Raw genomic sequence first — 24,219 nt, 5'->3', positions numbered from 1 at the left:
GGATAAAAGTCTTAAAAATAAAAAAGCGAGGGATAAATATTAATATCCCGCGCCTTTTTATATGGATTAAGTATTCCTTTCGGATTACATTTTATAATACTGTTCCCAGCCTCTTGCAGGCGGAGGTCCTGCCAAAAGTGCATTCGCAAATCTATCATTACTGATTTCTTTTTTCTGAGGATCAAAAATCAGTTTCGCATTTAGACGCTGTGCAATTACTCCCAAACAGAACACTTGACTTAAAGGTCCTGCAATTTCAAAAGCCGACCTTGTTTTCTCTTCTCCTTTACATGCTTTTAGGAAGTTGGCATAATGATTAGATGGTGATTTCGGAACCTCTGGAAGACGGGATTCTAATTCCTTTGCCTTCGTTTCAGGTATAATCTGCAAAATACTTGCGTGAGAACCTCCTTTGAAAGTCAGATCCTTTCCATAGATAATTTTTCCAGGATTTAATTTCGCTGGCTCTAACTTACCTGTACTGGGTGCTGGAATGTTCGGATCCAATCCCGAAACCCCATAGCCCTCTGGGATTGGTGGCAAATTATCTAAGCCATCATACCAATTAATATCAACCGCAGGCATCTTTTTTCGCTTCGGAAAATGAAATTTCAGCGTCGAAGACATGGGAAAAAAATACGAATTATGTCCATCAAGCTTTACAGCACTTACTTCTGTTGGTAACCCAAGATCCAAAAATTCATGTGCAGTATCTAAGATGTGCGCTCCCCAATCACCAAGAGCTCCCATTCCAAAATCATACCAGCAACGCCATTGTCCGTTCACAAAATCTTTATTATAATTATGCCCCAGAGTCTGCATTTGCCACAGTTCCCAGTCTAATGTGTCTGGCGTAATTTCAGCCGCAGGAAATCCTTTCATATTCATATCCCATCCATGCCATCTGCGGGGCATATTCATATGCGCATCTATGCGCGTAATATCTTTAATTATTCCCGCATCCTTCCAGGCCTTGAATTGAAAGTAATTCGCTTCAGAGTGCCCCTGATTCCCCATCTGTGTTATAAGTTTTGGATTCTTCCTCGCTTTATTTGTCATTAATTCGACTTCGAGAAATGTCCTTGCCATTGGTTTTTCCACGTAAACATGCTTTCCAAGATCTAGGGCCAGCATCGTTATGGCAAAATGGGAGAAATCTGGTGTACCGACACTAACCGCATCGATTTGGCTACCCATTTTATCAAACATAACTCTAAAGTCTTTAAATTTTGGTGCATCTGGAAACATGCTCAAAATTTCCTGGGTGTGTTTAGCTCCCAAGTCTACATCACAGAGTGCGACAATATTACAAAGGCCAGTTTTATAGAGTTCTTTTATAATATCCGCAGCTCTATTGCCGAGACCTACACATGCCAAATTAACCCGTTCATTCGGCGATGCTAAATTGACCTTACCAAGAACGCTATTCGATAACATGACAGCACCCGCTGCAATAACAGATTGTTTAACAAAGCTTCGACGTGATAGATAATGATTCATATGAGCTTAGTTTTGTGTATTAATCTTTATACTGCGAAATGAAACTCGATCGCCATGATCCTGTAATAGAATGGAGCCTTCTTTTGCTTCACCAAAGTTGTCCCAGTCCTTATACTTGCTAATCGCGACAAGGTCCTTAAACTCCTTCGATCCTCTTTCGTAACTCAACATCTTTATTCCATTCAGATAATGCTCAACCTTGTTATCCGCTGTAACCACTACCCGACCTCTGTTCCATTCGCCTATCGGTCTCCGGGCACGTGCATCTCTATTCGAAGTGATGAGATCATATAGTGATGCCAGGGTCCGGTTACCATCCCGACCTAACTTTGCATCAGGATGTAAGGCATCATCAAGTACCTGAAATTCTAGACCAATAGCCGATCCTTTGGACTTTTCCTTCAATGTGACAAAATATTTTACTCCGCTATTCGCTCCAGGACTAAGTTTAAATTCAAAAGAGAGGTCAAATGCGGTATATTTATCCTTCGTTATGATATCACCGCCATTGGTAGATTCTCCACCATCAGATTTCAAAACAGTTAATTGACCATCCTTAATTTCCCAACCACGATCAGGAAATTTATCTCCATGGATGCTTCGCCATCCATTATTAGTTTTACCATCAAATAGCAGCTTTACTCCTTTTTTCTTTTCGGCAGCCACTATTTCATTTGGCTTTAGATTGACGATATAAATATCCTTCGGAAAACCTTTTGTCTTCAGATCAGCGGTCTTTATTTTAACATTTTTGAAATAGACCTTCTTGCCATCTAATTCTGAAGGAATACTATGTACTTGTAATCCGATGAATCCAGTTCGATCAATTGTATCTACTACATAAGAAACAGGAATATCATTGATCCAGGTACGCAATTCATCACCGATTGCCTCTATTCTAATGTGATTATACTCTTCGGCTTTATACGCCTTCTTTGCATTTTCATTGAGATCCAACGGATAAAGCCAGCCGCGGCGAGCTTCATCATAGATACCACCTGTCCACGCCCTGGATGAGGGGTCAATCTCCACTTGCCTTCCATAGACCTTACCACGGCCATCATTTGCTTTTGGGTCAAGATGACTCCGGGTCTGGATTCCTGAATTTGTTTGACTGCCTTCGAGCTTAACATCTAGTTCCAATATGAAATCACCATATTCTTTTTCTGTGACCAAAAATGAATTGGGCGTTCCTTTAGTCATTCGTCCCACGATTGCGTCCCCCTCAATAGAATAAGGAGCTTTCCCACCAACGGTTTTCCAGCCATTCAGCGTTTTTCCGTCAAAAAGATTTGTCCAACCTTTTTCTGTGGTCTTATTCATCTGCGCATGCGATAAAATTGTATTTCCAGCCATCGCTGCCACTAAGACAAACTTAAATAATGTTTTTCTTTTCATTGTGATAATTACTTCTTGAGCTCGTATGCCCGGTTTATTTATTGAATATTGGTCTATTAATCATATTACGTGCACGCTATTTTTCAATATTGGGATATTAAAGTTATTATGCGGTTTAATCCCTTTCGATTTAGGAGATTGGTACACCTTCCTCAGCCATCGGTTATTTTTTCAATTGGCTTTCTAAAACAAGATATCAATTAATATAGGTGAAACGAATCAAATTGTATGATTTATTTACGAAAACGTTTGAAACAATAGAAAAGGCAACGTGTAAAACAATAACAATGAAAATACGACAAAAAAAACTATAGTCTTTGCATAGATAGCACAAAAAATTGGGTGTTAATACACCATAAGAAAACTAAAAACCAAGGAAACAAATAGATACACCGTGGTGAAATAGCATAATTCTAAAGCGAATCTGCATCGAAAGAATAGATTCTAGGTAAAAATGAAACACTAGCGACGAGAGAAATCTAAGTCACAGAATTAACTCGTCGGACAGCCTCATCTCTACTAATACCATTCGACCAATCCTGTACCAGTGAATGTTCAGACTCATAAGGTATTAATAATGGACGATAACCATTCAATTGAGTTAAGACCTGCATATAAAGTCCAATTGTAGAAGTTTCATAATCTCCTATTTCATTACAGAGCATACCAAAATAGCTTTTTTCTTCGGCCTCCTTAGCCGCAAAAATAAGGCGATAATCCTCTATCGTTTCTTTGCTCACCGAAACCCAAACACCATAATCTAAGGTTTCGTCATGATCCAAAATAGGAATCTGCAAAACAACACGGATAAAATAGTCAATCTGATCTTTATGATTGATGACACAAAAATCATCCTCTTTTTCTGCGAGTCTCTCTTTATCGACTGGACTTAATATATCATAATGAAAAGGGGCATCAAAAGCTAAAGATGGTAATTCAGTATGTTCTACACCGCAATTTTGGCAAATAAAAGTATCCATATATATCGTATCTCAAAAAAATTATTCCAAGGTATTTCTTAATTGCAAACTTAATCAAACTTTTAAATTCTCATATTAATAAATCTCTATGAGATAATCAGGTAAATTCATGATCTCAATTCTTCTATTATAGTCGCAGGTTTTAAATTATTATAATAATATTTTTAAAAAAAATTTGCTAAAGTGTACAAAGTACACTAATTTTGTAGTATCATAATTTAGGTTTATAATTGGTTATTTAAGGTTTTCACTCTCCCCGTTTGGAAACCTTTTTTTATTTCCATTTTATTGATGTCCTATACTCCTAACCTACTTTAATATAAACTATAAAAGGATATTCCAATCATATGACAACATCAATCTTCATTGATATCCAATTCATGTTTAGCTTAATGCTTAATCCCAATACAGTCCCCTCCCTTCTCCTTACATCGGTACAATTAAATAATCCCAGCCATTTAGAATTGTTATATAACTCTTTTGAAAGGCTATTTCTATTAAAAAAATAAAATAGTCCATAACCTAGATAATAGACACTTAATTATCTATATCAAAATTACCGGTACTTTTTCATGTACGCAGCAGTGATTGTTATGACTATAGAATTTTTGACCAGCCACTATAGTCATTTGGAAATTTCCATGGTTCTTAATAGGGTTTTCTCTTTTACTCTGAAACAAGATCACCTCTTCTATTTAATAAAATAAAAACAATCAGTAAAAAATTTGGAGAACACGAAAATTATACACAACTTTAAAGAACAAACATATATTCCAACTAGGCTACAAAGTAGACAAAGGAAATTTTTTTATTTTAAAAAGACGATTTTATCTTTGAACATCTCATTGATGAAATTTTAAATTGGTTTTTTTGCAGAAAAACTTCACTTAACTTATAGACAGTAGCATTTTAAAATATGACAACCAACTCCATTAAGGTATATACAGTAGTTTCAAAAGAGATTAAAGAAGATCCAGATGTATTCACTAACCTAGAAGGGGTTTTTTCTACTTATGAAAAAGCACAGGAATATATTGATCATTTTTTTGGCAACGCAAAATATGGCTATCGTTCTATTATACCTACTTTTTTGGATCCCTTTCAAGATGAAATCCAAAATAATGATTCCTATTATAGTATTTCCTCACAATTGATTGACAATAAATTAGAAATCGAAATCTGTAAAACTTCATTTGCCGTTGTTCTTTCCGAAGTCGGACAACTCCGTATAGATGAAGCTACTTCGGAAAAACCATTGGAGATCAACTTACATTGTTTTGCTCGATCTGAAGAAAAAGCTATTGAAAAATTCAATAATTTGATTAGGGGTTATGCAAAAGAACACAATCTACATTTTCTGACTAGCCCTTACCGGATAACAGATTCGGACCAGTGCTATTAGTTTTCTCAGCAGTGTTTGAGGTCTCTATCGTATTTTTAGGTATTTATTTTTTTTCGAATTTCACTCAGATATTCGGGAGTAAAGCCTAAAAAAGATGCAATAAGATACTGTGGTACACGTTGCACAAACTCGGGGTATTTACGTAACATATCGCGATAAAACTCCTCTTTAGGCAATGAGAAAAGATATTTAACACGCATTTGTGCTGCTGCATAAGCTCTCTGATATACAAAACGAAAATAGCGCTCCATCAATGGAAATTCCGCCATCAATTTCTCCTGATTTTCCTGACTAATATATAAAACTTCCGATTTTTCAACAGCTTGTATATAGAATGAACTTACAAGCTTATTTTCATAAGCCATATTGTCCGTGAGCCACCAGTTTTCAATAGCAAATTCAGTGGTTTGTTCCACACCTTTTTCATTTACAAAAAACTTACGTAACATTCCTTTTAACACAAAATAGTGGTACCTGCAGATTTGGCCTTCTTCCAGCATATTTTCCTTTTTTGCAACCGAATTTATGTTAAAGTATTTTGATATCCGCTCAAATGTTACATCGTCGATCTGGATAAATTTCTCCAAATGTGCTCTAAATATTTCCAATAGCTTTCATTTTATTTTGACACCCAAAATTTCACCATCTAATGCAAGATACTATAAAAAGTTAATTCGGACAAAGCATAAATTACGCTCTAACTCCGCAATCACTGACATTTTTATCCGATGAATCTCCACTCTCCTTATATTTCAATATTCCTTCGATGGAGAATAAATTGAATCGCGAGAAATCACTATCGAATATGTACAAACTGTAAAGGAACGATCCTGAGAAATGCCAAAACTCTTTGGGCAAGGTTTGTATTTATATTATTTTTGTGATATATAGTAAGTTAAGACAATAATAGATGAAGTGTGTTTTACTTCCCAAACAATTTCCCTAAAAAGGTTTTAGTGGGTGTTTTATGTATTTGTGCAATCTTTAAATTTTCCCTTGTAGTTTTTGTATCATTATACTGTAATGCACGCGTCAGGTTATCAATGGCTTCATCATAACACTCAAGATCCAATTGTGCTACGCCCAAATGTTCATAGAGTTCGGCAATAATATCATGCGCTACTCCCCCCTGAATTTGTAGCTTCTGTAAAGCAGACTGTGCATAATAAATCGTACCTTCATTTTCCTGTAGATGGTAGGCACAGTGTGCTGTCCAATAATAACACCAAAAATCCGGATTACCTGCAGCAATACTTTGTTCAAAGCTCTCAAATGCCGTTGTTATATCATGCAGATGAGCTACCTGCATATAGCCCATATTATAAAAGGCGACCTGTACCGATCGTAACATTTCCTTTTCAGTCGCAAAATGAATTGCATATTGGTAACATTCCAGTGCTTTATCAAAATCGCCTGCATCAATAAATGTATTGGCCCTGCTGATCAGCAAGCTGGGATTATCGGGCATTTTTTCCAACAACTCGTCTGTATCTTGCGCAACAGATTCAATTTCATATTTTATTCCCAGTGCGTTTTCGGCATTAGCTTTATAAATAAAAAAATTGGTAAAACAGCGGACAACTTCTTGATCATGTGTCATTGGATCTGTTGCATCCAGAGAATAATAGACCTGTACACCAATATTGACCCATTCCAGCAGGTCCTCATACTGCTTGATCGCCATATGCGCTGCACAAAGTTTATCCACTACATTAAAATATGTCAATAAATCCAGCTCTTCCTCAAAATCATCCAGTAGTCGTTGACCATCAGCAATAGCTTCCATCGGGCGGTCAACTTCGCAAAAAGCATGAAGCCTATTTTGTAAAATATAAGGAAAAACATGATACTCCATACCTTCAGTTGTAATAGCAATCGCCCATTCATACTCCCCTTGTAGTATCGCTTCTGTGGCAAGATTATTACAACACATGGCAAATGTCAATGGATCAACATTGATCAAATCTCCATTTTGTCCAATCAGTGCGCCCCGATAAAGTGTATAAGCATGTGCATAGCACTCCTGTTTTAGGATTGTCAAACGTTGCCGCTCAGCATCAGGCATCATAACATGTCCCTCCAAAAGATAATTGAGCTCGACCCCTGCATTATAGGCTTCCATCGCTCTATCGGTCTCGATGTTAAACTGTAAACCTGAGAAATCTGGTTGTTCAACTCCCCGATTTGCCATATTAAACAACCGTATTTTCAATACTGGAGAAGGAACAAGTTCATCTGCCTTTTTATAATAGAGAGCTGCCGCTTCCCAATCATCTAGCCAGTATAATGCTGATCCTGCATTTCGATAACAATGCCCATGATTAGGATCAATCTGCAATCCCTGACGGCTCCATTGTACACATTGCAAAAGTGCTTCCTCCCTATCCAAGTTAAAAACTGAATTGTCATCCAGCGCTATCAAGCCCAAGATGGCACATAGATCCGGATTGGGTTGGGCCTCATTCAGACTATTTACCTGTACAAAAACATCCGTTAACTGTTTCCTTTCCTGAGGAAGGCCATTGCCTTCAATATAGTTTTTAGCAGCCAATGTATAATCGCCCTGCTGCAAGGCTTCCTGAGCTTGGGATTGTACCATTTCTCTCATAATTATTATTTTTTTCGATATTTTTCATTTCTCCCGCTGAAAGGCAGCAAAAATATCAGGCCTGCAATAAGTTAAATATTTCGTATCGTGCTGTCAGATTAGCGGCAATTTTTTCATAAATCTGATCATCAAAAATAAGTTCATTTAAAAAAAGATCGATATGTTCAAACGGACCTTTGTAAAGAATATCAAATTCGTTCTTCTTCCCCATACATTCCAATACGATATCACGAATGTAGAAGGAGATTTTGTTACCATGTTTATCCCGTATACTTCGGTTACTGCAGATGGTATACAAAAATGACCGTAAGTACTTAATATCAGCGATCTGATTTGCCCAAAGGTGCCCCTTCAATTTCATTCCGATAAAATCCAGTAGAGCTGCCTCACTGTTTAATTGTTGTCCGTATTCTTGTTCCTGGAGTAAAAGCCATCCCTTATTGTAGAGCCATTTAATGATTGCGGAGTAGGCTCTTCTTTTAAAAGGAAAGTCTTCCTGCTGATATTTCGGATCAAAAAAAACAGCGCTAACAATTTCGCTCTGTTCAATAATGGAAACCCAAGTTGAAGATTTTAGCGTCCCTTTGTTATCCTGATTATATTGTACAGTCAATAGGGTGTCTGCACCAATAGTCATTTGAAAAGTGGTTTGTGTGTCCATCTTTTCTGCTGGTTGCCCCATCAGATCTGCTACCTTTTGATAGGATTCCCTTGGATGCGGAATCAGATCCCAAAAGTCCTTAGGTTTGGGGTCCGGTGTTTTCACAGTATCATCAACATGATTGAACATCACAGATTTAAGGTAGGGCAAAAACTTATAGTTATCACCGGTTGGGCTAACAGGGGGTTGAAAACGTTCATTTTTAATATCATATTTGAACCAGAATGACAGATTAAGAGGTTTATATAAAACACTCTTGGTTCCTTGATTGGTGGTAATGGTTTTCGGTATTTTACCCAATTGATACTTTTCAAAAAATGCGATCAGCTTTGGATCATTTGACGGAAGGCCAATTAGGGCTATCAAATCACTTTGTTTCATTAATTCAGTAGTTGTTAAAGATTTCCCCGTTTTGCGCATTGTCCTTTTCTTTTAAACAAGATTAAAGATTTTTTAGATGTAGACATGGATAAGTTTGTATCTGGTCGATTTGGCTTTGCATTCGGTATAAGATTAGCATTTTTTGATCAAAAATGTTAACGACCTTCGTAGCTTACGTATCTTTATCCACGAATTGATTAAATTAGTCGTTCTGAACAAAATCATGAAAGGATTTTTTAGTTTTCTCATTTTCATCTTCGCCAGTAGCATTGTATGTGCTCAGGCGCCCACAGCCATTGAAAAAAAAGCCGAACAAGGTTATGCCAATAGGTTTATTGATACCCTTACCAGTTTGCATATACAATATGAAGCGCTGTCCCTCGCCCAACAAACTCATGATAGAGTCGATGAAGCGATTTGTCATGCTTATTTGGCGATGACCTATAGGCGCATGTTAAACTTGAAGGATTTTAGCAAAAACACCGAACTCGCCTACGATATCGCCAACAATACAAAAAATGAGCGTGCCATCGCCTATGGTAACTGGACCATGGGATTACTTCGCTCCTATATTGATGACAAAACAGCTGCACTGGATTATATGCTTAAGGCTTATGTTATATTTCAAAAGATTCATGAATATAGACACTGTGCCAAATTGGGGGCTGATATTTCCTATCTCTTTTCTACAGGAGTTACCACCAAATCAAAAAAATATGCTGACGAAGCCCTTACCTATGCCGTAAAATCCAATGACCCTGAGAGCATCTTACATGCGCGTCTGGCCGTAGGCAGCTACCTCTCCGATCATATAATCACTGGTCGTTGGGAAAGCTGGCAGCGTGCTGTGGATTTTTTTAAAGAAACAATTGTGTTAGCAGGGAAGGACGCTGACAGGATAATCAGCAAGAGTAATATTGGTATTGCCCATATTAACCTCGCCGAACTTTATATGAATGGTCCTAGCCCCATCGACGAACATGCCCTATTGAGCAACCTTGAAACAGCCACTGACATCGGAAAGAAATACAACCTACGTAATGTCTATCGCAGTTCGTTGGGGATACGCGGGCAGTATTTTGTTGAAAAGAAGGAATATCGAATGGCCGAACGGTTATTTAAAGAAGGGATTGCCTTCCAACAGGGTCTTCCATACAAAGATAATGACCTGTTTGCAGCTTTCTACAATTGCCTTAAAGATCTCGCAGCCCGTGAAGGTGATCATCAATCCTATTACGAGTACGACAAGCTCTTTGTCAAGTACAATCAACTGAAGTATGATGAATCGATTCAGGAAAAGCTTCAAAATACGGATGCACGATTTGAAGCCGAAAAGCGTATCGCTCGCATTACACAGCTAGAGAAGGAAAATGAACTTCAAAAAAAGAATAAACTACTCAGCTACAGTATATCGGGCATATTGTTGATTGGACTGGTTTTTGTCTATCGCTCGTACCATTACCGGAAGTGTTATTATCAAAATAGAGAAGATATTCTGCAGCAACAGCAGGCCAATGCTGCGTTGAAAGTTCAACTCATGGAAAAAGAGAGTCTAGAAACCTTATCCGAAAAAATTGCACTCGAAAGACGTTTGCTCCAATCACAAATGGATCCACATTTTATGTTCAACATACTCGGTAGTATTCAAAACATGATTCTTCAAAGTGATCGTGTCACCGCAGTCGGTTACCTAGGTAAATTTGCTAAATTGATCCGGCAGGTATTGGAACAGTCCCGAATAGAAAGCATTTGTCTAACAGATGAAATTAATACCTTAAATCATTATATCGAACTACAGCAGCTCCGTCTAAATTATAATTTCGATTATGAGATCAAATATGGCGCGAATGTCGACACTAACATCCACATCCCCCCATTACTCATCCAACCTTTCGTAGAAAACGCTATTGAACATGGTTTAAAACCTTTGACCGACAGCAGGAGAGGTCTATTGCAGATCAGTTTTACCCAAGATATCGACCGTGATGTACTGATCTGTAGCATCGTCGATAACGGTATTGGTTTAAGACGGTCCAAATCCGATAAAACTCAAGATAGTCACCAGTCGCTATCCACTAAGATCACTGATGAACGTTTGCTACTAATGCAACAACAAAATGCATATACCAAAATGGAGATCCACGATCGAAAGTCGGAAGAGGGTGAAAAAGGTTGTATTGTCCGTTTAACCATACCAATACTATAAAAGCATGTATAAGGCCATTATTATTGAAGACGAATATCATTTACGCGAATCGCTAACCATTTTATTGGAAATCGTTGCTCCAAACACCATACAAGTGGTAGGTTTTGCCGAAGATACCGAGACAGCTGTTAAAATCATCGATCAGCTGCAACCCGATTTAGTCTTTATGGATATTATGCTAAGACGGGGTACCGGCTTTGATGTATTAAGTCAGATCAGTTACAAATCCTTTCATCTTATTTTTACAACTGCCTACGAGCAGCATGCCATACGCGCATTTAAATTCAATGCCATTGACTATCTACTCAAGCCCATCGATGCAGATGAACTCCGGCTTTCGATTCAGCGTATCGCAGACCAGCAACAACTATTTATTCAAGGCCAGCAGCTGCACAATTTCCGTCTGGATACCCAAAGCATGCCAGAGAGTATCATTCTTCCTACACAAGAAGCAATGCATGTTGTCAAGGTAAAGCATATTGTACGCTGCGAGACATCAGGTTCATATACTACTTTCGTTCTGCATAATAGTAAAAATATCATTGTTTCAAAACCCCTCAAACATTATGAAGAAATTCTCTGTCCACCCCACTTTTACCGCGTACATCAGTCCCATCTCATCAACACCAAGTACGTAACAAGCTATTCCAAAGAAGGTCTGATCTCCCTACAGGACGATAGCACAGTCCCAGTATCAAGAGCCAATAAAGAGGCGTTTTTTAAATTGATGAGAGATAATAATCGCTAAAATTTGACCACTGCAATTAATCAGGCCTATCTAGCAAAATATAATCAGGGCTACAATAGTGTTTATGCGCAATCTATTATCGCTGAAAAGCATGTTACTAAAACTATGGAATTTATGATCGATGAATTCAAGCATCATTTAAAATCAGGACGATGTGTGGCCATATTTCCGAATATATAGATATCCAAATAATGGGAGCGCAAACATTTGGAAAAGAAAGATCAATAGTGAGACAAGGCCTTGAGCTTGGTTATCATTAGCTCTAACCAATAGTTGTGCGCCCAACGGTCCATTAGAAAACACCAAAATATTAACGACGTTCCAGCCTAAGTGAAAAGCTATTGGCAAATAAAGAGATTTTGTAGCATCATAAGCTTTGGCCAATACCCATCCAAAAAGTCCGGTCATCAATAATATCATCAGCATCTGTATTGGATTTCCAAAAGCACCATAGGAAAACCAATGGTAAACACCGAAAGCTCCAGCGGAGAGCAGACACCCCCATCTAGATCCCAGCTTTTTCATCACCATATAAAGTAGGGCACCTCTAAATAAAAGTTCTTCGAAAAGGACAGATTTTATGATCCACCATGTACTATTGATCAAATTAGCGCCAGATAGTTTCGGATTAAGCATCCAAAAATTGTGTACGACCACAACTTTTATATAATGATAGACAGCACATAACAGACCTGTCATAAAGAATCCTACACAAAAGTTTGCAAGCCTATTTTTCGTTGGGGTAAATCCGAGAACACTAAGATTCTTCTTTTCGACTATCCACAACAAAAGCCAAGATATAATCAATATGATTATTATACCTACCATACCAATAAATATTGTCGTATTAACATACTCTTATTGATTAAAAAAACTAAGTTTCGGCTATAAATTATTTTTGGCTATTCATTCAAATAAGGTAATCGTTTATCAAATGTACAAAAGATCATGAATTCTTTATTACCATTTGAATATTTCGGGTTGCAGTTGTTTTACAAAGTCATATAAGAAAGGGAGCTGTACAATATCTTTTTCATCGGCAATGCTTCCATTGAAAGTAATCACATCGAGATCGATGATTCGGGGAGCATTCTTGTTTTCGCTTCTGAGGCGTCCCATATCTAATTCGATCTGTTTTAATTCACTTTGTAATCCATCCAAAGGTAAACAGGTATGCAATAATAATGCGCCATTCAAAAAATCAGGTTGGGTTTCAAATTGAAGAGGTTTCGTATAGATAAAATCCGTTTGGTTACCCATCGTTCCCAATTTCTGAATATAATTTAAGGCTATGGTGATATTTTCTTCAGGATCGATATTAGAGCCTAACAAGATCAAAGCCGTATTGATTTGGTTGTCTTTAGATCTCTTTACATTATCCGTAGCGCACAGTGTGTATGCTTTCGTTTCGTTCATTTTTTTTATGTCCCTTTTGAACCAGTCGGCGAGCTTAACGTTCAACGCCATCAATATACAGGATGTCCAATAACAAAGGAGCTATCCCTCTAAAATGCAAAGCTATTTCAGAGTTAAACTTCCATTATGAAGTCCCCATCTGCCCCGTATGGTTTAAGTAAATGCTACTTATCATAATCGGATAAACTCTGTAAGCAATTTTTTTGCCAATAAATCATCCAAATGAATTAAGCAGCATTCTCTCGCTCAGTATACAAGATATAGACTGGCCTATCAACACCAAAGATCCCACTTCTGAACATTTCATGCTCTAAATAAGCGTTCACTTGGTGCTGAGGTTTATCAAAACTATCTATTTTTTAAATAGATTTCTATTGCAATCGTCAAAAACAACCTGAGGTTATGGGTTATTCAACGATGTAATGCAGTTCATGTGCTTCCATTGGTTGTGGGACTTCCAAGTTATGGAGCATTTTATCCAATACAGTATCTGGTAGCGGATGGGCCCTATCTCGATTTTGTACGCGCCATTGACGGTACGGTTTTTCGATATACACCAACTCTACATAGGCCTGATAACTGACAAAGAGGTCAATCAACTGCTTTCGCATTAAGGTCGTAATATTAGTTGCATTCCATATAAAGTCTTGCCCCTGACGTAGATAAATCTTGGCCTGTTCTTTCGCTTGTTGCACTACCCAACCATTCCGCTTTCGATCAATCGGTTCGATACGATATTTACGACGAATATCGTCAAGACTAATGACTGGTATATCCTTATTATGGTTAGCGATATAATGATCCTTTCCCATACCCGGCAACCCAGACAGCATGATGACCGTTGATCTAAAATTATCAAAAGGAATATAATCCACATAACCATCCTCGCTGTTGAAGTAGGTAAATTGAGCATTTGGGGTCGAAAAAGATCGAGGTGACTCCCAGCAGTCAATCTCTTTTACATACAGTTCAAATAGCTCTAGCGCATCAAGCAACGCTCCTTGATCCTGACATATTCGCCCTCTGGCATCAGCCTCGGCTAGAAGTTTCAATTCAATCATATTTACCCTTAATGATGCCTCTAGCGCACTACGCATTGGATCAACTTTTTCCATCAGCCAGAGTGGCAGACCATGAAAACGAACCAAACCTACAATTTCCTCCCGTAGGGAAAAGGGAGTTTCCACATCACGAAACAATATTTCACGTGCTGTCTGTGCACCTTTTCGCGCATGGCTTGGCGAACTGATCCGTCCCTGTCCATCGACCACAGTCGTAGACCTTTTTTCGACGTCGTGCAGTAATGCGGCAGCCCAAAGCAGTTCCTGTCGTTGCCTACTCAATCCCCTATAGGTATTGGATTGTTGCAACTGTTCAATCACCAGCTGGGTATGAATAGCAACATTACCTTCTGCGTGATGAATGGGATCCTGCGGAACATTCCGCATAGCTTCTACCCAGGAAAACTGCTTTTCCAGTTTCAGCCAATCTGTATCTGTTGTTAATTTCCATTCCATTAGTTTTCCCCCCTTTCCCAAGTAAGTTTTGTTCTTTTCCAGGATTTAGTCCAATGTTCATCCGTCTGTACATGTCCTTTTCGCACATACTTAAAGATATTATGCTGAAATTTGGAGACGGGATAAGCCTCCGCATTTCGGCAGACCAGACCCTCTGAGATGCAGTTAATTCCTGTTCTCGGATCCAAAGATCCAAAGATCGAAGGTTGAGATGCCAGATGTTGTACAGTTTCTTCCAACTGTGATTCCGTCAGATCTCGTACACTGTCCGATCGCAATACTGGTACCATCGGCAAGTCAAACAAGTTAGCATAGAAGGTAACTTCCTCCCATGAAAGCCAGACCTCATTGATTCGAGCCGCAAATACAAAGTAATAATGCTCCAACTGTGTATACTCTATAGAATGAACCGCATAAAGGTTTTCACCGAAAAACTCTAGGTCGCCCAAATCATTTTTCAATCGTCCCCAATGTTCCCGTAATTGTGCTGTCCAGGGGGATGTCGTTGGAGCAGCATGTGACCGGGCAAATACTCCCCGTTGGGATAGACAATTGTTTTCGCCATCCAATTTTTCAGTGTAAAGTAGCTGTGAAAAGGATTGTATATCCGTCCAGTACTCATGATTAAAACGATCGTCACTGTTGGTTCCCGGTGAAAAAGGAAAATGGTAGGTACGACCATATTTTGTTGATTCCATTTTTTTAAATTAAAGTGAATAATACTGATTAAAAACACAGGTATAGGAGCAATCTAGTTGGGCATCTATCCCATCTGATTAAAATCTTCCTGCATGTTGGCACAGTATTACATGACCTTACGTTCTAAAAATGTATAACATTATGATCTATTTCGGCAAAAATAGATAAATTTCTCTAAAAATAAAAAACCGCTATACCATCAGACATAACGGAAAACTAAAACCTAATAAATAAAAGCCCCATTATGCAGGGGCCGCATGGCTGTTATATTCTAATATAAGCATCCCATCCGGCACGCGTGTAATCCTGTTGATTGTTTAAGAAAAGCTTAACATTATGTCCTCTAAGGCCTTTCCCACTTCTCAATATTTCACTAAGCTGTTCCCGCTGAATATTTTGCAACAGCATTTTCTCCATAAAGGGCTGTAATTTTAGGTCATCCGCCACACGTTTGATTGGGTATTGCACAAAGAACATATTGATCGCATAATTTTTTGATATTTTGACAATCCAGTCTTCCATCCCGATCTTCTTTAACTGATCAAAGATTGTCGGGCAATCCAATGTTGTACCATTACGTAAGATAACACATTTAGTTTCTGCGGTTGTATATACTGCGACAATATCAACAAATCGAAGTTGCTGCAGATTGATCTGTTGTACAAATTCCCCCCGCTTATCTAACAGGTCCCCCAATAGATATACATCAATGTTATCAATATCCACTCCATAGGGTTGTTCTTTCCTCTTCATCCCACTTTCTTTTATGGTTCGCTTTTCGTTTAGAGAAATTATCGCAGGGGTCTGTTCGAACTGTTCAAATGCGGGTCTTTTTTTTATAAAAGGTCTTCTTTTTGTCACCATTGGCTGTGGAGCTGGTAATTCTTTTTCTAAACTTATATTGTGCACTATCTGCATGAGTGGCCGATTATAGATAACAGCAAGGTTCTGCCGTTGGCCAACAGAATGATAGAGTAACGACCAGTTTTCTCGCATATAGACCATTAGACTATATGAAACAAAAATAGTGGCATAACGTATTCCGTAGACCTGCATATGTAATTCAAAAAGCATCGATCTCTCCACTGACGACTGGCTGTAGACAAAGATAACAGCAACATACAAAAGTATAAATGGAAAAACAGAAACCAATAAAAGTGAAAAGAAAGCGATAAAATGTAGAACAATATCGAGTCCAGGTATGTTTTTGGCCTGTTCCCCCAGGCGCTCACGCATGTAGGGTACACTCCAGTACGTGGGCAAATTAAGTACTAATGATACTATTGTTGCCCCAATCCAAAAAACACAGAGCATGATAACAACCAAAATCCAATATTTCAACTGATCCGACCGGTCAAAAAAACCTTGCAACGATATTGTCTTTAGATTAAAAACAATAGACAGCATCAGCGAACTCAAAAAATAAATGATAGATTTCATGGCGTTTCTCCGAATTAATATCTGGTTAGGATAACTAAATTAATAATATCTACTCACAAAAGTATACTAATATAATAAATAATATCGAAGTCGCAAAACAAAACATCACGCAAACGATAATATTTATAAAAAAATAACAAAAGGATAACACTATTAAAAGCTCAAATACGATGATAAACGAACGATAATTGCTATTTTAGAAAGTCCATTGATGTATTAGAAAGGAATAACCGACCAATAACCTACATTTCACTGTCGTGTTATCATATTTTTAAGCAAAAATCAAACAATTTATGATCAAAGATTTAGATATTGTAATATAATAAATTTAAATAATGAAACAGCAATTCAATAACCATGGTGTAGCCAAGGTACAATTTAGAATCTTGGCTTTGCCAGAAAGTTTACTCGCAGTCGAGGTAAATGCTATTCGTCAAAACTTTCTATCCTGGATGGCCGCGAATTTCGCATTGACCACTAGTCAAAAATTTCAGTTGATGACTATGCCTGATGATTTACAGGAAACTTTGAGCCAAGCTATCGCTAATAGCTACGAACTTGGGCAGGCCGTTCAGTTTTTCAAAGAAACCGCTTCTAAGGATGATCAACCTGATTTGAAGGATATCGTGATCAATGGCGCCGAAACTATGGCTGAAGTCAACAGTCAAGGTCTCAGAAAAGCCGATTTCACAGGGCAGCTGGCAATCAATATTCGCTATAAAGTGAGTATGTAATTTATTGAACGATTATTTAGCCCCAAACTGGGCTAACCCAATAAGCCCCTTTAACACTAATATCCGGTTTATTTTCTATCCCGAGGAATGAAAAGAAATCGGATATTAATACCAAGGATTTTCTTGACGCTATTTGTAATGAAATGAAGATATTGTATAACAAAATCAGATCACGCTTTAATATGCTATTTATCTGGCCACAGAAATTATATACCTACAGTATCATTGGCCAAGGTTTTGATACGGCTACGCAATACAACATACATCGAGCTAATATAGCCAGAAGCCTTACGCGACTATCGAGCAGACCAATTACAGTAGATAAATTCCTTTCATCCGCGGCTCACAACAAACAATGTGGCAATTCAAATGAACGGGTTCCGCTTCCCTTCAAAACATGCTACACTATTTGCCTTTGGCAGCCTTATTTCTGGTTAACTGACACTTATTCGGCCTTGATCCAAGGCAATAATCAGCTCAGTCTACTCAATGACGCCAACCTCTGTACAGCTGCAGCTCAAGCCGACATACTTTTCTTTAGTAGCGGTAGTAACTTTTCGGTTAATGACATTTTAGAGCAAATCGACCTCAGCAATAAATATGTTATTATTATCTCCACCTATAGTGAACAAGAAATACATACGAATATCAAGCACCGCATCGACCATTATCAAAATGCATACCTCATCGATTCACAAGCTGAGTTTGACCAGCTCATTGCCAATATTCTAGCTAAGGCTACCAAACCGGATTAACAGCAAGCTAAAGCTTGTAGTCCTAGACATCGTTAAAGTTTAATTATTTGTTTTTCTGAACGATCAAAATCCACATAGATACTGCTGCAGCTACTCCACCGAAGAAATAGATCGATTGATACCCGTGCCACCCAGCAATAATACCTGCAATTGGTCCGGCTATTCCTAGCGAAATATCAAAAAATGCAGCATAGGCACCCAATGCTGTTCCACGCATCTGTGGACTTACCTTCTGTATGGCCAGCACACCAAGAGCTGGGAAGATCAGTGAGAATCCAATTCCAGTGAGACTACAACCTATAATGGCCATGGCTTCCGAACTAGCGAAACCAATCAGCATCTGCCCAATCATTTCAATCGCTAAAGAGACCATAGCTACCTTATAACCCCCAAATCTATCGGGAAAAGAAGCGCAAAACACCCTTGTCAAGACATAAAAACCTCCGAAAGTTAAAAAGGCCAAGGATGGATTTACCCAGCTTTTTTCCGTAAAAAGTAGCGTGACAAAAGATGATATACAGGCGAATCCTATTGAAGAAAATGCTAATGCGAGTCCTTGTTCGGAAATCATTGCAATCACCTTATAGAAAGGAGTTCGTTGGTGCGAAGGATCCACTGGCAGATTGGGTAGCTTGATCGTGCATAGCCAGCTTATGGCAGACAACAAAATCAGTATCCCAAAAACATAACTTGTACCCCATGACCCGGATAGATAAATAGCTAATGGCGCCCCCAGGGCAATACCAGCATACATAGCGATACCATTCCAGGTCATAACTTTCCCCGATTTTTGATGTCCCACCAGTCCAATACCCCAAGTTAATGCACCAGTAATAGCCAAACTTTCAGCTATACCATGTACTATCCTGGCAGCAAAGAGCATCAATAATGCCAATAGGTGAAAATCTCGAAGGTGATATACAGTCATATAGATTAGGCCCGTTAACATTGTCATAACGACACCATACTGTTTGGCGGTCTTGGCACCTTTAGTATCAGCCATTTTACCAGCAGAAGCTCTGGTTAATAAAGTGGCAATAAATTGGATCCCCACTACTGCTCCCACAATTAAAGGGCTAAAATGAAGTTCATTTTTTATCAGTGCAGGAACTGTTCCTAACGTTATACCGATGCAGAGGTATATCGCAAATACCGAAATCATAATCGGACTAATTGTCCACATCGATTGGTTTTCTACTTTCATATCTGTATATGTTGTTTAAATTTTACAGATGCAAAATTAGATAGCGATATAGTATATTACAGGTCGTTATTCATGTATATAATTGGACAAATAATGGTTATTTTGACGAAACTGCCCCGCAGTGCACCCTAAGTTTTTTTTGAAGAACCTCGAAAAGTAAGTATGGTCTTCATAGCCTAGGCAAAAAGCGATTTCTTTGATATCCATATTCGTGTAAAATAGTAGCCGCTGGGCTTCCAATAGTACTTCGTTCTTTATCCAATAACTAGCGATAAACCCTGTTATTTCCTTACTCACCTCGTTGAGATACAAAGGCGTTATATGGAGTTGTTCCGCGTAATCTTTTACTTGCTTTACTTCTTTAAATTGCTGGCTTATCAGGTTTTTAAACATTGTAACAAGTTGGTACTTGTGGCTACCGGTCTTCCTATGTATTTGACTTTGGGGTACAAAAGCTACTGTTAACTGTCCTATTAGGGCATTGACATGTGCGTGGAGAATAGATTGATAGAAGATTTTATCTCCTTGTTCGATAAAATTGTATAGGATCGCAGCCAGCGTAAATACAGGATGATCTGGTCCCAAAGTTATAACCTGTCGGTTATACATAAAAGAATCGATCATGGTTCTATATTCCATCGGGACTAGTTTAGGCTCGACAAAAAGCATCCAGCATTTGGCACCCTCATTCAATACACATTGATGAACTTGACCTGGTGCTACGAAACAAACTGACACCTCTTCGAGTGTCCATTGTTTAAAATCGATGGTCCAGCATGACCGCCCTTTTTGCTGTAGGATAAACATATAGTGGTCATCCCGATGGGGTACGGTAGGTCCTTGAGAGAGATCCTTAAAAGGAAGCATCTCTATTCCCTGTGTGGGCAATTCTTTGTTATGAATGGGTATCATAGTTTTTAGTATACTCTATACCTGCTAAAGCTGCGACTGTAGACGGATCCAATTCAAGACAAAAAGTAAAATAAAGATACCGAGGATATACATTTCTACTTTATTGACTTTGGTTGCTCCAAATTTCCATACAAAGATCCGATCGACAATGAGTAACAGCAGGATTGGAATCAGACCAAATATTCCGATGTATATAGCCATCAATTTATCTGGAGCAGAATGCGCCGTACCCAATATCGTAACGGTTGCTGCGACACCAACGAACCCTAATATCCCAAGGATAAAAAAGAGTGTACCTTTTGCTTTTAGGAATTTTATCATCATTAGTTTTCTATTCCAATTCTACTTGAAGTAATGTTGATTTGCTGCTGTTAGGGTTGTTCAAAACTACGGATTTCAACACTTTAAAAGATAAAAAACAAGCCCCCGAAAATTCGGGGGCAAGTGGCCCAAAGCCGGTTCATTTTTCTAGTTCACTAGGGAATGTTCCGAACCTTGCAACCAAGGATAATAGCTAAGTTAGTTAATTTAAATCACACTATTACCTGTAAGCTTTTATTTAGAGTTTCAGTTCAATAAATCCAATCCATTATAGTGCGTAAAATTTTGTATTTAGTTTGTTTTCTAAATCTGATTTATCGGGGATCTCATCGTTATTCACTTGTTTAACGAGGGTGATGATCACATAAAAATTCGCACTCGAGAATCTTGGATAGTGTAAATATGGAAAAATTTGCTATCTACATTTTTGTTATATTCGACAATTAAATAACACAAATGGACAATAACATCATTGATAAGGTCGCGTTAATTCATATCTCCAATAAAAAATCTTAAGTACTCGCTCCAAGTCTAAAGACAAACTATATTTTCCCGGTGGAAAAAGAGAACATGGTAAAACTGATTTAGCATGTTTAAAGAGAGAAATACTTGAGGAGTTAAATGTCTATATTGTTAAGGATTCCGTCAGGTTTTTGGTGTTTTTAAAGCAGTGGCTGATGGACGTGAAAAGGACAGAACGTATACAAATAATTATAAGTTTTTATTATTAAATAAATTTAACGATATTTAACCTGATACTCTTCATTCTCGAATATATTTTGTAGATCTTTACTCAAATTAACCGTATGAATAGTATAAAGACCACTGCAACCCATTTTCGCTATAAAAAGCATCCCGGAGATTTATTTAGGGACACTTCTGTTCAATTACTACCACACCCCTATAAAAATCAGTCAGAGTTTTGGGTATGGTTTCATCCTTCATACCATCGCAGTGAAGATATTGCCGATCTGAACGAGTTATATAAACAACTCCATAATTTCTCCTGCCGGGAAGAAATCATGGAAGCTAATCCGGAATTATGTTATACCGGCATACCCAAAGAACGAATTACCGAAGAGATAAAACTTCTTGAGCACAAAATATATCAGGATTGTTTCGAAAACTTCTATTTATTGATTATTGAAGGACACATTGAATTAATAGAGAACAATCAGCATGGGAAAAGTGAATCTCCATCTTAATTATTAGCCATTATTATTTTAGACCATCAATTTTAAATAATCTACGCAATTAATGTTTAGCCCTATATTACATTGGTATGTACATTAACTATCACCTGAGTATACATCTACAAAATGAGTAAAAGCTGATATTTATGAAATTCGAACTTATTCAAAAAAGTGGAAGAATAAAGATAATTGTAAAAGCATATATCATTTTAAAATGATATGTAAATTTGTCTTAAATACACGGTAACATTAATTCAATTGTTTACAACCATTTTATAACACCGATAAGATGAATGAATTTCCTAGATTAGAAACAGAAAGACTTATTCTCGACAAAATAACTGAGGAAGATATTCCGCAGATAGTAATTTACCTTCAGGACAAGATCTTTTCTGATTATACGTCAAATATTCCATACCCCTATCGGAAGGAAGATGCTGAGTTTTGGCTTAAACTATCGGCCGAGGCCTTTAAAAATCGAAAGGGTTTTACATTTGCAATTCGGGATAAAACAAGGAAATTTCTTGGGGCTATAGGTCTTCACGATGAAGGTTCGGATAAAGCGGAGTTAGGCTATTGGATAGGCATTCCAAACTGGAATAATGGCTATGTCACTGAAGCGGCAAAAGCTATTATCGATTATGGGTTCAGAGAATTGAATTTCAATAAGATCTATGCCACTTATTTTCCTCACAATCCAGCTTCAGGGAAAGTCATGGATAAAATAGGTATGAAAAAAGAGGCCCTACTGAAACAACATCTGAAGAAAAATGGAAAATATTATGATATCCCAATGTATTCTATTTTTAAAGAAAATAGGAGATAATATTTTACGCGCTCAAGAAAACAACAATCCAGTTTTTGTTCGATCTCACTATAATTAGTTTTGTTTTTACTTTCATCAGGCCTATTCAAGCGGATAAAATATTGGTAATGGTACTAGACTCATCTTTTCAAGCAGATATCGACCTGTCACCATATAAAATAATACTACCCTACTATAACCCAATAATGAAATGGAGGGACCATTTTTATCGAAAAATTCGGTAAATTCACGGTATAGACAAACACACAAAGCACAACATGAAAGTATTTGCATTTGCTGGAAGCAATTCTTCCACCTCAATCAATAAACAATTAGTCAAGTTTGTTCTGAAAAGTTTTAGTGACCATGAAATAAACTTGATTGATCTCAACGATTATAATATGCCTGTTTTTTCTGTCGACCTGGAAAAAAATGGTTTTCCAGAGGAAGCTCATCGTTTTCTGGATAATATTACCGAAAGCGATATCATTATCTGTTCATTGGCGGAGAATAATCGTTCGTATAGTGTTGCCTTTAAAAACGTTTTCGATTGGGCTTCCCGGATAAACGTAAAGGTATTTCAAGACAAACCCATGTTGTTAATGACTACCTCTCCTGGTGGCTATGGTGGTGGGAATGTAATGGCCGAGGCTCAAAAATTCTTCCCGCAATTTGGCGCTATAATCAAAGAAAGCTTTTCACTGCCAAAATTCTATGAAAATTTTGACCTGAACAATGGTGTCATTAACCCCGAGCATCTCAGCACACTCAACGAAAGAATAGACAACTTTAAGAAACAACTATTCTAATCATTTTTCAATTGGGTGGATGTTGACACAGAGAATCCGCTTTTTTGAGTTAAAAAAGGGGCACTGCAAATTGCAATCCCCCTTTTTAACCTTATCTAGTTAATTCTCTAAGTTTATCAGCTAGTTGCTCACCTTTTAAATTAATGCCGACAATCTTACCCTCAGGGGATATTAGATAATTTTGCGGAATAGCCTGAATACCATATAGCTGGGCAGCATTATTTTGCCAACCATTTAGATCGGATACCTGTGGCCATTTCAAACCATCTTGTTCGATGGCTTTTGTCCAATTATCTTTCTTTCCTGGTTTATCAAGTGAGATCCCCAAAATCTCAAAAGCAGGTCCTTTAAATTGCTTATAGATTTCAACTAAATGTGGGTTTTCTGCACGACAAAATAGCGCACAAATACCTTAGCCTCTGAAGAATGGGTCTGTCCGTTGAAATCCAGCGGAAAATCTTGTTTTTGTCCAACGACAATTCCAATCATAGATAAGCTCAAAAGAGCTGATGTAAATATTTTTTTCATGT

General features: G+C 37.8%; 24 protein-coding genes. 8 read left to right on the top strand and 16 right to left on the bottom strand.

The window, feature by feature from the left end; all coding sequences use genetic code 11:
* Window positions 1-84: 84 nt before the first annotated feature.
* The 3 genes from OGI71_RS01595 to OGI71_RS01585 all read right to left on the bottom strand — a co-directional run bounded on the left by OGI71_RS01595 (window position 85) and on the right by OGI71_RS01585 (window position 3,878).
* A complete protein-coding gene (locus OGI71_RS01595) occupies window positions 85-1,500 on the bottom strand; it encodes a Gfo/Idh/MocA family oxidoreductase (RefSeq protein WP_282253552.1) in 1,416 nt (471 codons plus the stop codon).
* Between the two features lie 6 nt (window positions 1,501-1,506).
* Entirely contained in the window at window positions 1,507-2,898 is a 1,392-nt protein-coding gene (locus tag OGI71_RS01590) for a DUF1080 domain-containing protein (RefSeq protein ID WP_282253551.1), read from the bottom strand.
* Between the two features lie 479 nt (window positions 2,899-3,377).
* Window positions 3,378-3,878: a DUF2199 domain-containing protein gene (locus OGI71_RS01585; RefSeq protein ID WP_282253550.1), complete on the bottom strand. Its 501-nt coding sequence runs from the start codon at window positions 3,876-3,878 to the stop codon at window positions 3,378-3,380.
* A 916-nt stretch (window positions 3,879-4,794) separates the two neighbouring features.
* Here OGI71_RS01585 and OGI71_RS01580 point away from each other — a divergent pair.
* Window positions 4,795-5,280 carry a hypothetical protein gene (locus OGI71_RS01580; RefSeq protein ID WP_282253549.1) on the top strand — a complete coding sequence of 162 codons (486 nt, stop codon included), beginning with the start codon at window positions 4,795-4,797 and terminating at the stop codon, window positions 5,278-5,280.
* A 35-nt stretch (window positions 5,281-5,315) separates the two neighbouring features.
* Here the strand turns inward: OGI71_RS01580 and OGI71_RS01575 are convergent, their stop codons facing one another.
* From OGI71_RS01575 to OGI71_RS01565, 3 genes are all read right to left on the bottom strand, one after another.
* A complete protein-coding gene (locus OGI71_RS01575; protein ID WP_282253548.1) occupies window positions 5,316-5,888 on the bottom strand; it encodes a Crp/Fnr family transcriptional regulator in 573 nt (190 codons plus the stop codon).
* A gap of 314 nt (window positions 5,889-6,202) precedes the next feature.
* Window positions 6,203-7,888: a hypothetical protein gene (locus OGI71_RS01570; protein ID WP_282253547.1), complete on the bottom strand. Its 1,686-nt coding sequence runs from the start codon at window positions 7,886-7,888 to the stop codon at window positions 6,203-6,205.
* A gap of 55 nt (window positions 7,889-7,943) precedes the next feature.
* Window positions 7,944-8,930 carry a hypothetical protein gene (locus OGI71_RS01565; RefSeq protein ID WP_282253546.1) on the bottom strand — a complete coding sequence of 329 codons (987 nt, stop codon included), beginning with the start codon at window positions 8,928-8,930 and terminating at the stop codon, window positions 7,944-7,946.
* A gap of 223 nt (window positions 8,931-9,153) precedes the next feature.
* Between OGI71_RS01565 and OGI71_RS01560 the strand changes: the two genes are divergently transcribed.
* Window positions 9,154-11,136 carry a histidine kinase gene (locus OGI71_RS01560; RefSeq protein ID WP_282253545.1) on the top strand — a complete coding sequence of 661 codons (1,983 nt, stop codon included), beginning with the start codon at window positions 9,154-9,156 and terminating at the stop codon, window positions 11,134-11,136.
* A 4-nt stretch (window positions 11,137-11,140) separates the two neighbouring features.
* Entirely contained in the window at window positions 11,141-11,884 is a 744-nt protein-coding gene (locus OGI71_RS01555; protein WP_282253544.1) for a LytTR family DNA-binding domain-containing protein, read from the top strand.
* 144 nt (window positions 11,885-12,028) lie between these two features.
* Here OGI71_RS01555 and OGI71_RS01550 read toward each other — a convergent pair whose 3' ends face one another.
* The 5 genes from OGI71_RS01550 to OGI71_RS01530 all read right to left on the bottom strand — a co-directional run bounded on the left by OGI71_RS01550 (window position 12,029) and on the right by OGI71_RS01530 (window position 16,956).
* On the bottom strand, window positions 12,029-12,712 hold the full coding sequence (locus tag OGI71_RS01550; protein WP_282253543.1) for a CPBP family intramembrane glutamic endopeptidase: 684 nt from the start codon (window positions 12,710-12,712) through the stop codon (window positions 12,029-12,031).
* Window positions 12,713-12,844: 132 nt separating this feature from the next.
* Window positions 12,845-13,300, bottom strand: a complete 456-nt coding sequence (gene folK, locus OGI71_RS01545) for a 2-amino-4-hydroxy-6-hydroxymethyldihydropteridine diphosphokinase (RefSeq protein WP_282253542.1) — start codon at window positions 13,298-13,300, stop codon at window positions 12,845-12,847.
* 407 nt (window positions 13,301-13,707) lie between these two features.
* Window positions 13,708-14,817: an AAA family ATPase gene (locus tag OGI71_RS01540; protein WP_282253541.1), complete on the bottom strand. Its 1,110-nt coding sequence runs from the start codon at window positions 14,815-14,817 to the stop codon at window positions 13,708-13,710.
* The gene (locus tag OGI71_RS01535; protein WP_282253540.1) at window positions 14,817-15,515 is read right to left on the bottom strand and encodes an RNA ligase family protein; all 699 of its coding nucleotides are present in this window, start codon (window positions 15,513-15,515) and stop codon (window positions 14,817-14,819) included. The genes OGI71_RS01540 and OGI71_RS01535 overlap by 1 nt, the downstream gene beginning before the upstream one ends.
* Window positions 15,516-15,780: 265 nt before the next feature.
* Window positions 15,781-16,956 (bottom strand): hypothetical protein, encoded by a 1,176-nt coding sequence (locus tag OGI71_RS01530; protein WP_282253539.1) that lies wholly within the window; start codon window positions 16,954-16,956, stop codon window positions 15,781-15,783.
* A 335-nt stretch (window positions 16,957-17,291) separates the two neighbouring features.
* On the opposite strand from OGI71_RS01530, the gene OGI71_RS01525 reads away from it, so the two are divergent.
* Both OGI71_RS01525 and OGI71_RS01520 read left to right on the top strand, forming a co-directional pair.
* The gene (locus OGI71_RS01525; protein ID WP_282253538.1) at window positions 17,292-17,690 is read left to right on the top strand and encodes a hypothetical protein; all 399 of its coding nucleotides are present in this window, start codon (window positions 17,292-17,294) and stop codon (window positions 17,688-17,690) included.
* Window positions 17,691-17,833: 143 nt separating this feature from the next.
* Window positions 17,834-18,445, top strand: a complete 612-nt coding sequence (locus OGI71_RS01520; RefSeq protein ID WP_282253537.1) for a hypothetical protein — start codon at window positions 17,834-17,836, stop codon at window positions 18,443-18,445.
* A gap of 43 nt (window positions 18,446-18,488) precedes the next feature.
* Here the strand turns inward: OGI71_RS01520 and OGI71_RS01515 are convergent, their stop codons facing one another.
* From OGI71_RS01515 to OGI71_RS01505, 3 genes are all read right to left on the bottom strand, one after another.
* Window positions 18,489-19,649, bottom strand: a complete 1,161-nt coding sequence (locus tag OGI71_RS01515; RefSeq protein ID WP_282253536.1) for an MFS transporter — start codon at window positions 19,647-19,649, stop codon at window positions 18,489-18,491.
* A gap of 66 nt (window positions 19,650-19,715) precedes the next feature.
* Window positions 19,716-20,561 carry a helix-turn-helix domain-containing protein gene (locus OGI71_RS01510; RefSeq protein WP_282253535.1) on the bottom strand — a complete coding sequence of 282 codons (846 nt, stop codon included), beginning with the start codon at window positions 20,559-20,561 and terminating at the stop codon, window positions 19,716-19,718.
* A 24-nt stretch (window positions 20,562-20,585) separates the two neighbouring features.
* Window positions 20,586-20,885 carry a hypothetical protein gene (locus OGI71_RS01505; protein WP_282253534.1) on the bottom strand — a complete coding sequence of 100 codons (300 nt, stop codon included), beginning with the start codon at window positions 20,883-20,885 and terminating at the stop codon, window positions 20,586-20,588.
* Window positions 20,886-21,688: 803 nt separating this feature from the next.
* Between OGI71_RS01505 and OGI71_RS01500 the strand changes: the two genes are divergently transcribed.
* The 3 genes from OGI71_RS01500 to OGI71_RS01490 all read left to right on the top strand — a co-directional run bounded on the left by OGI71_RS01500 (window position 21,689) and on the right by OGI71_RS01490 (window position 23,689).
* Complete coding sequence (locus tag OGI71_RS01500; RefSeq protein ID WP_282253533.1) at window positions 21,689-22,087, top strand: hypothetical protein; 399 nt, start codon at window positions 21,689-21,691, stop codon at window positions 22,085-22,087.
* A gap of 277 nt (window positions 22,088-22,364) precedes the next feature.
* Window positions 22,365-22,901: a GNAT family protein gene (locus OGI71_RS01495; RefSeq protein WP_282253532.1), complete on the top strand. Its 537-nt coding sequence runs from the start codon at window positions 22,365-22,367 to the stop codon at window positions 22,899-22,901.
* A 257-nt stretch (window positions 22,902-23,158) separates the two neighbouring features.
* On the top strand, window positions 23,159-23,689 hold the full coding sequence (locus OGI71_RS01490) for an NADPH-dependent FMN reductase (protein ID WP_120260739.1): 531 nt from the start codon (window positions 23,159-23,161) through the stop codon (window positions 23,687-23,689).
* Between the two features lie 91 nt (window positions 23,690-23,780).
* On the opposite strand, the gene OGI71_RS01485 is transcribed toward OGI71_RS01490, so the two are convergent.
* Both OGI71_RS01485 and OGI71_RS01480 read right to left on the bottom strand, forming a co-directional pair.
* Window positions 23,781-24,053 carry a TlpA disulfide reductase family protein gene (locus OGI71_RS01485; protein WP_282256122.1) on the bottom strand — a complete coding sequence of 91 codons (273 nt, stop codon included), beginning with the start codon at window positions 24,051-24,053 and terminating at the stop codon, window positions 23,781-23,783.
* 5 nt (window positions 24,054-24,058) lie between these two features.
* Entirely contained in the window at window positions 24,059-24,217 is a 159-nt protein-coding gene (locus OGI71_RS01480) for a hypothetical protein (RefSeq protein ID WP_282253531.1), read from the bottom strand.
* Window positions 24,218-24,219 lie beyond the last annotated feature (2 nt).

Source organism: Sphingobacterium sp. ML3W (assembly GCF_029542085.1).
In the GTDB taxonomy this organism is placed as follows: Bacteria; Bacteroidota; Bacteroidia; order Sphingobacteriales; family Sphingobacteriaceae; genus Sphingobacterium.
This window is presented reverse-complemented; position numbering and strand designations above follow the sequence as displayed.

What these genes read in the sequence shown, in the direction of transcription:
- OGI71_RS01595 (WP_282253552.1), bottom strand. Translation starts at nt 1,500, where the DNA reads ATGAATCATTATCTATCACGTCGAAGCTTTGTTAAACAATCTGTTATT.
- OGI71_RS01590 (WP_282253551.1), bottom strand. Translation starts at nt 2,898, where the DNA reads ATGAAAAGAAAAACATTATTTAAGTTTGTCTTAGTGGCAGCGATGGCT.
- OGI71_RS01585 (WP_282253550.1), bottom strand. Translation starts at nt 3,878, where the DNA reads ATGGATACTTTTATTTGCCAAAATTGCGGTGTAGAACATACTGAATTA.
- OGI71_RS01580 (WP_282253549.1), top strand. Translation starts at nt 4,795, where the DNA reads ATGACAACCAACTCCATTAAGGTATATACAGTAGTTTCAAAAGAGATT.
- OGI71_RS01570 (WP_282253547.1), bottom strand. Translation starts at nt 7,888, where the DNA reads ATGAGAGAAATGGTACAATCCCAAGCTCAGGAAGCCTTGCAGCAGGGC.
- OGI71_RS01565 (WP_282253546.1), bottom strand. Translation starts at nt 8,930, where the DNA reads ATGAAACAAAGTGATTTGATAGCCCTAATTGGCCTTCCGTCAAATGAT.
- OGI71_RS01560 (WP_282253545.1), top strand. Translation starts at nt 9,154, where the DNA reads ATGAAAGGATTTTTTAGTTTTCTCATTTTCATCTTCGCCAGTAGCATT.
- OGI71_RS01555 (WP_282253544.1), top strand. Translation starts at nt 11,141, where the DNA reads ATGTATAAGGCCATTATTATTGAAGACGAATATCATTTACGCGAATCG.
- OGI71_RS01550 (WP_282253543.1), bottom strand. Translation starts at nt 12,712, where the DNA reads ATGGTAGGTATAATAATCATATTGATTATATCTTGGCTTTTGTTGTGG.
- folK (WP_282253542.1), bottom strand. Translation starts at nt 13,300, where the DNA reads ATGAACGAAACGAAAGCATACACACTGTGCGCTACGGATAATGTAAAG.
- OGI71_RS01540 (WP_282253541.1), bottom strand. Translation starts at nt 14,817, where the DNA reads ATGGAATGGAAATTAACAACAGATACAGATTGGCTGAAACTGGAAAAG.
- OGI71_RS01535 (WP_282253540.1), bottom strand. Translation starts at nt 15,515, where the DNA reads ATGGAATCAACAAAATATGGTCGTACCTACCATTTTCCTTTTTCACCG.
- OGI71_RS01530 (WP_282253539.1), bottom strand. Translation starts at nt 16,956, where the DNA reads ATGAAATCTATCATTTATTTTTTGAGTTCGCTGATGCTGTCTATTGTT.
- OGI71_RS01525 (WP_282253538.1), top strand. Translation starts at nt 17,292, where the DNA reads ATGAAACAGCAATTCAATAACCATGGTGTAGCCAAGGTACAATTTAGA.
- OGI71_RS01520 (WP_282253537.1), top strand. Translation starts at nt 17,834, where the DNA reads ATGAAGATATTGTATAACAAAATCAGATCACGCTTTAATATGCTATTT.
- OGI71_RS01515 (WP_282253536.1), bottom strand. Translation starts at nt 19,649, where the DNA reads ATGAAAGTAGAAAACCAATCGATGTGGACAATTAGTCCGATTATGATT.
- OGI71_RS01510 (WP_282253535.1), bottom strand. Translation starts at nt 20,561, where the DNA reads ATGATACCCATTCATAACAAAGAATTGCCCACACAGGGAATAGAGATG.
- OGI71_RS01505 (WP_282253534.1), bottom strand. Translation starts at nt 20,885, where the DNA reads ATGATGATAAAATTCCTAAAAGCAAAAGGTACACTCTTTTTTATCCTT.
- OGI71_RS01500 (WP_282253533.1), top strand. Translation starts at nt 21,689, where the DNA reads ATGAATAGTATAAAGACCACTGCAACCCATTTTCGCTATAAAAAGCAT.
- OGI71_RS01495 (WP_282253532.1), top strand. Translation starts at nt 22,365, where the DNA reads ATGAATGAATTTCCTAGATTAGAAACAGAAAGACTTATTCTCGACAAA.
- OGI71_RS01490 (WP_120260739.1), top strand. Translation starts at nt 23,159, where the DNA reads ATGAAAGTATTTGCATTTGCTGGAAGCAATTCTTCCACCTCAATCAAT.
- OGI71_RS01480 (WP_282253531.1), bottom strand. Translation starts at nt 24,217, where the DNA reads ATGAAAAAAATATTTACATCAGCTCTTTTGAGCTTATCTATGATTGGA.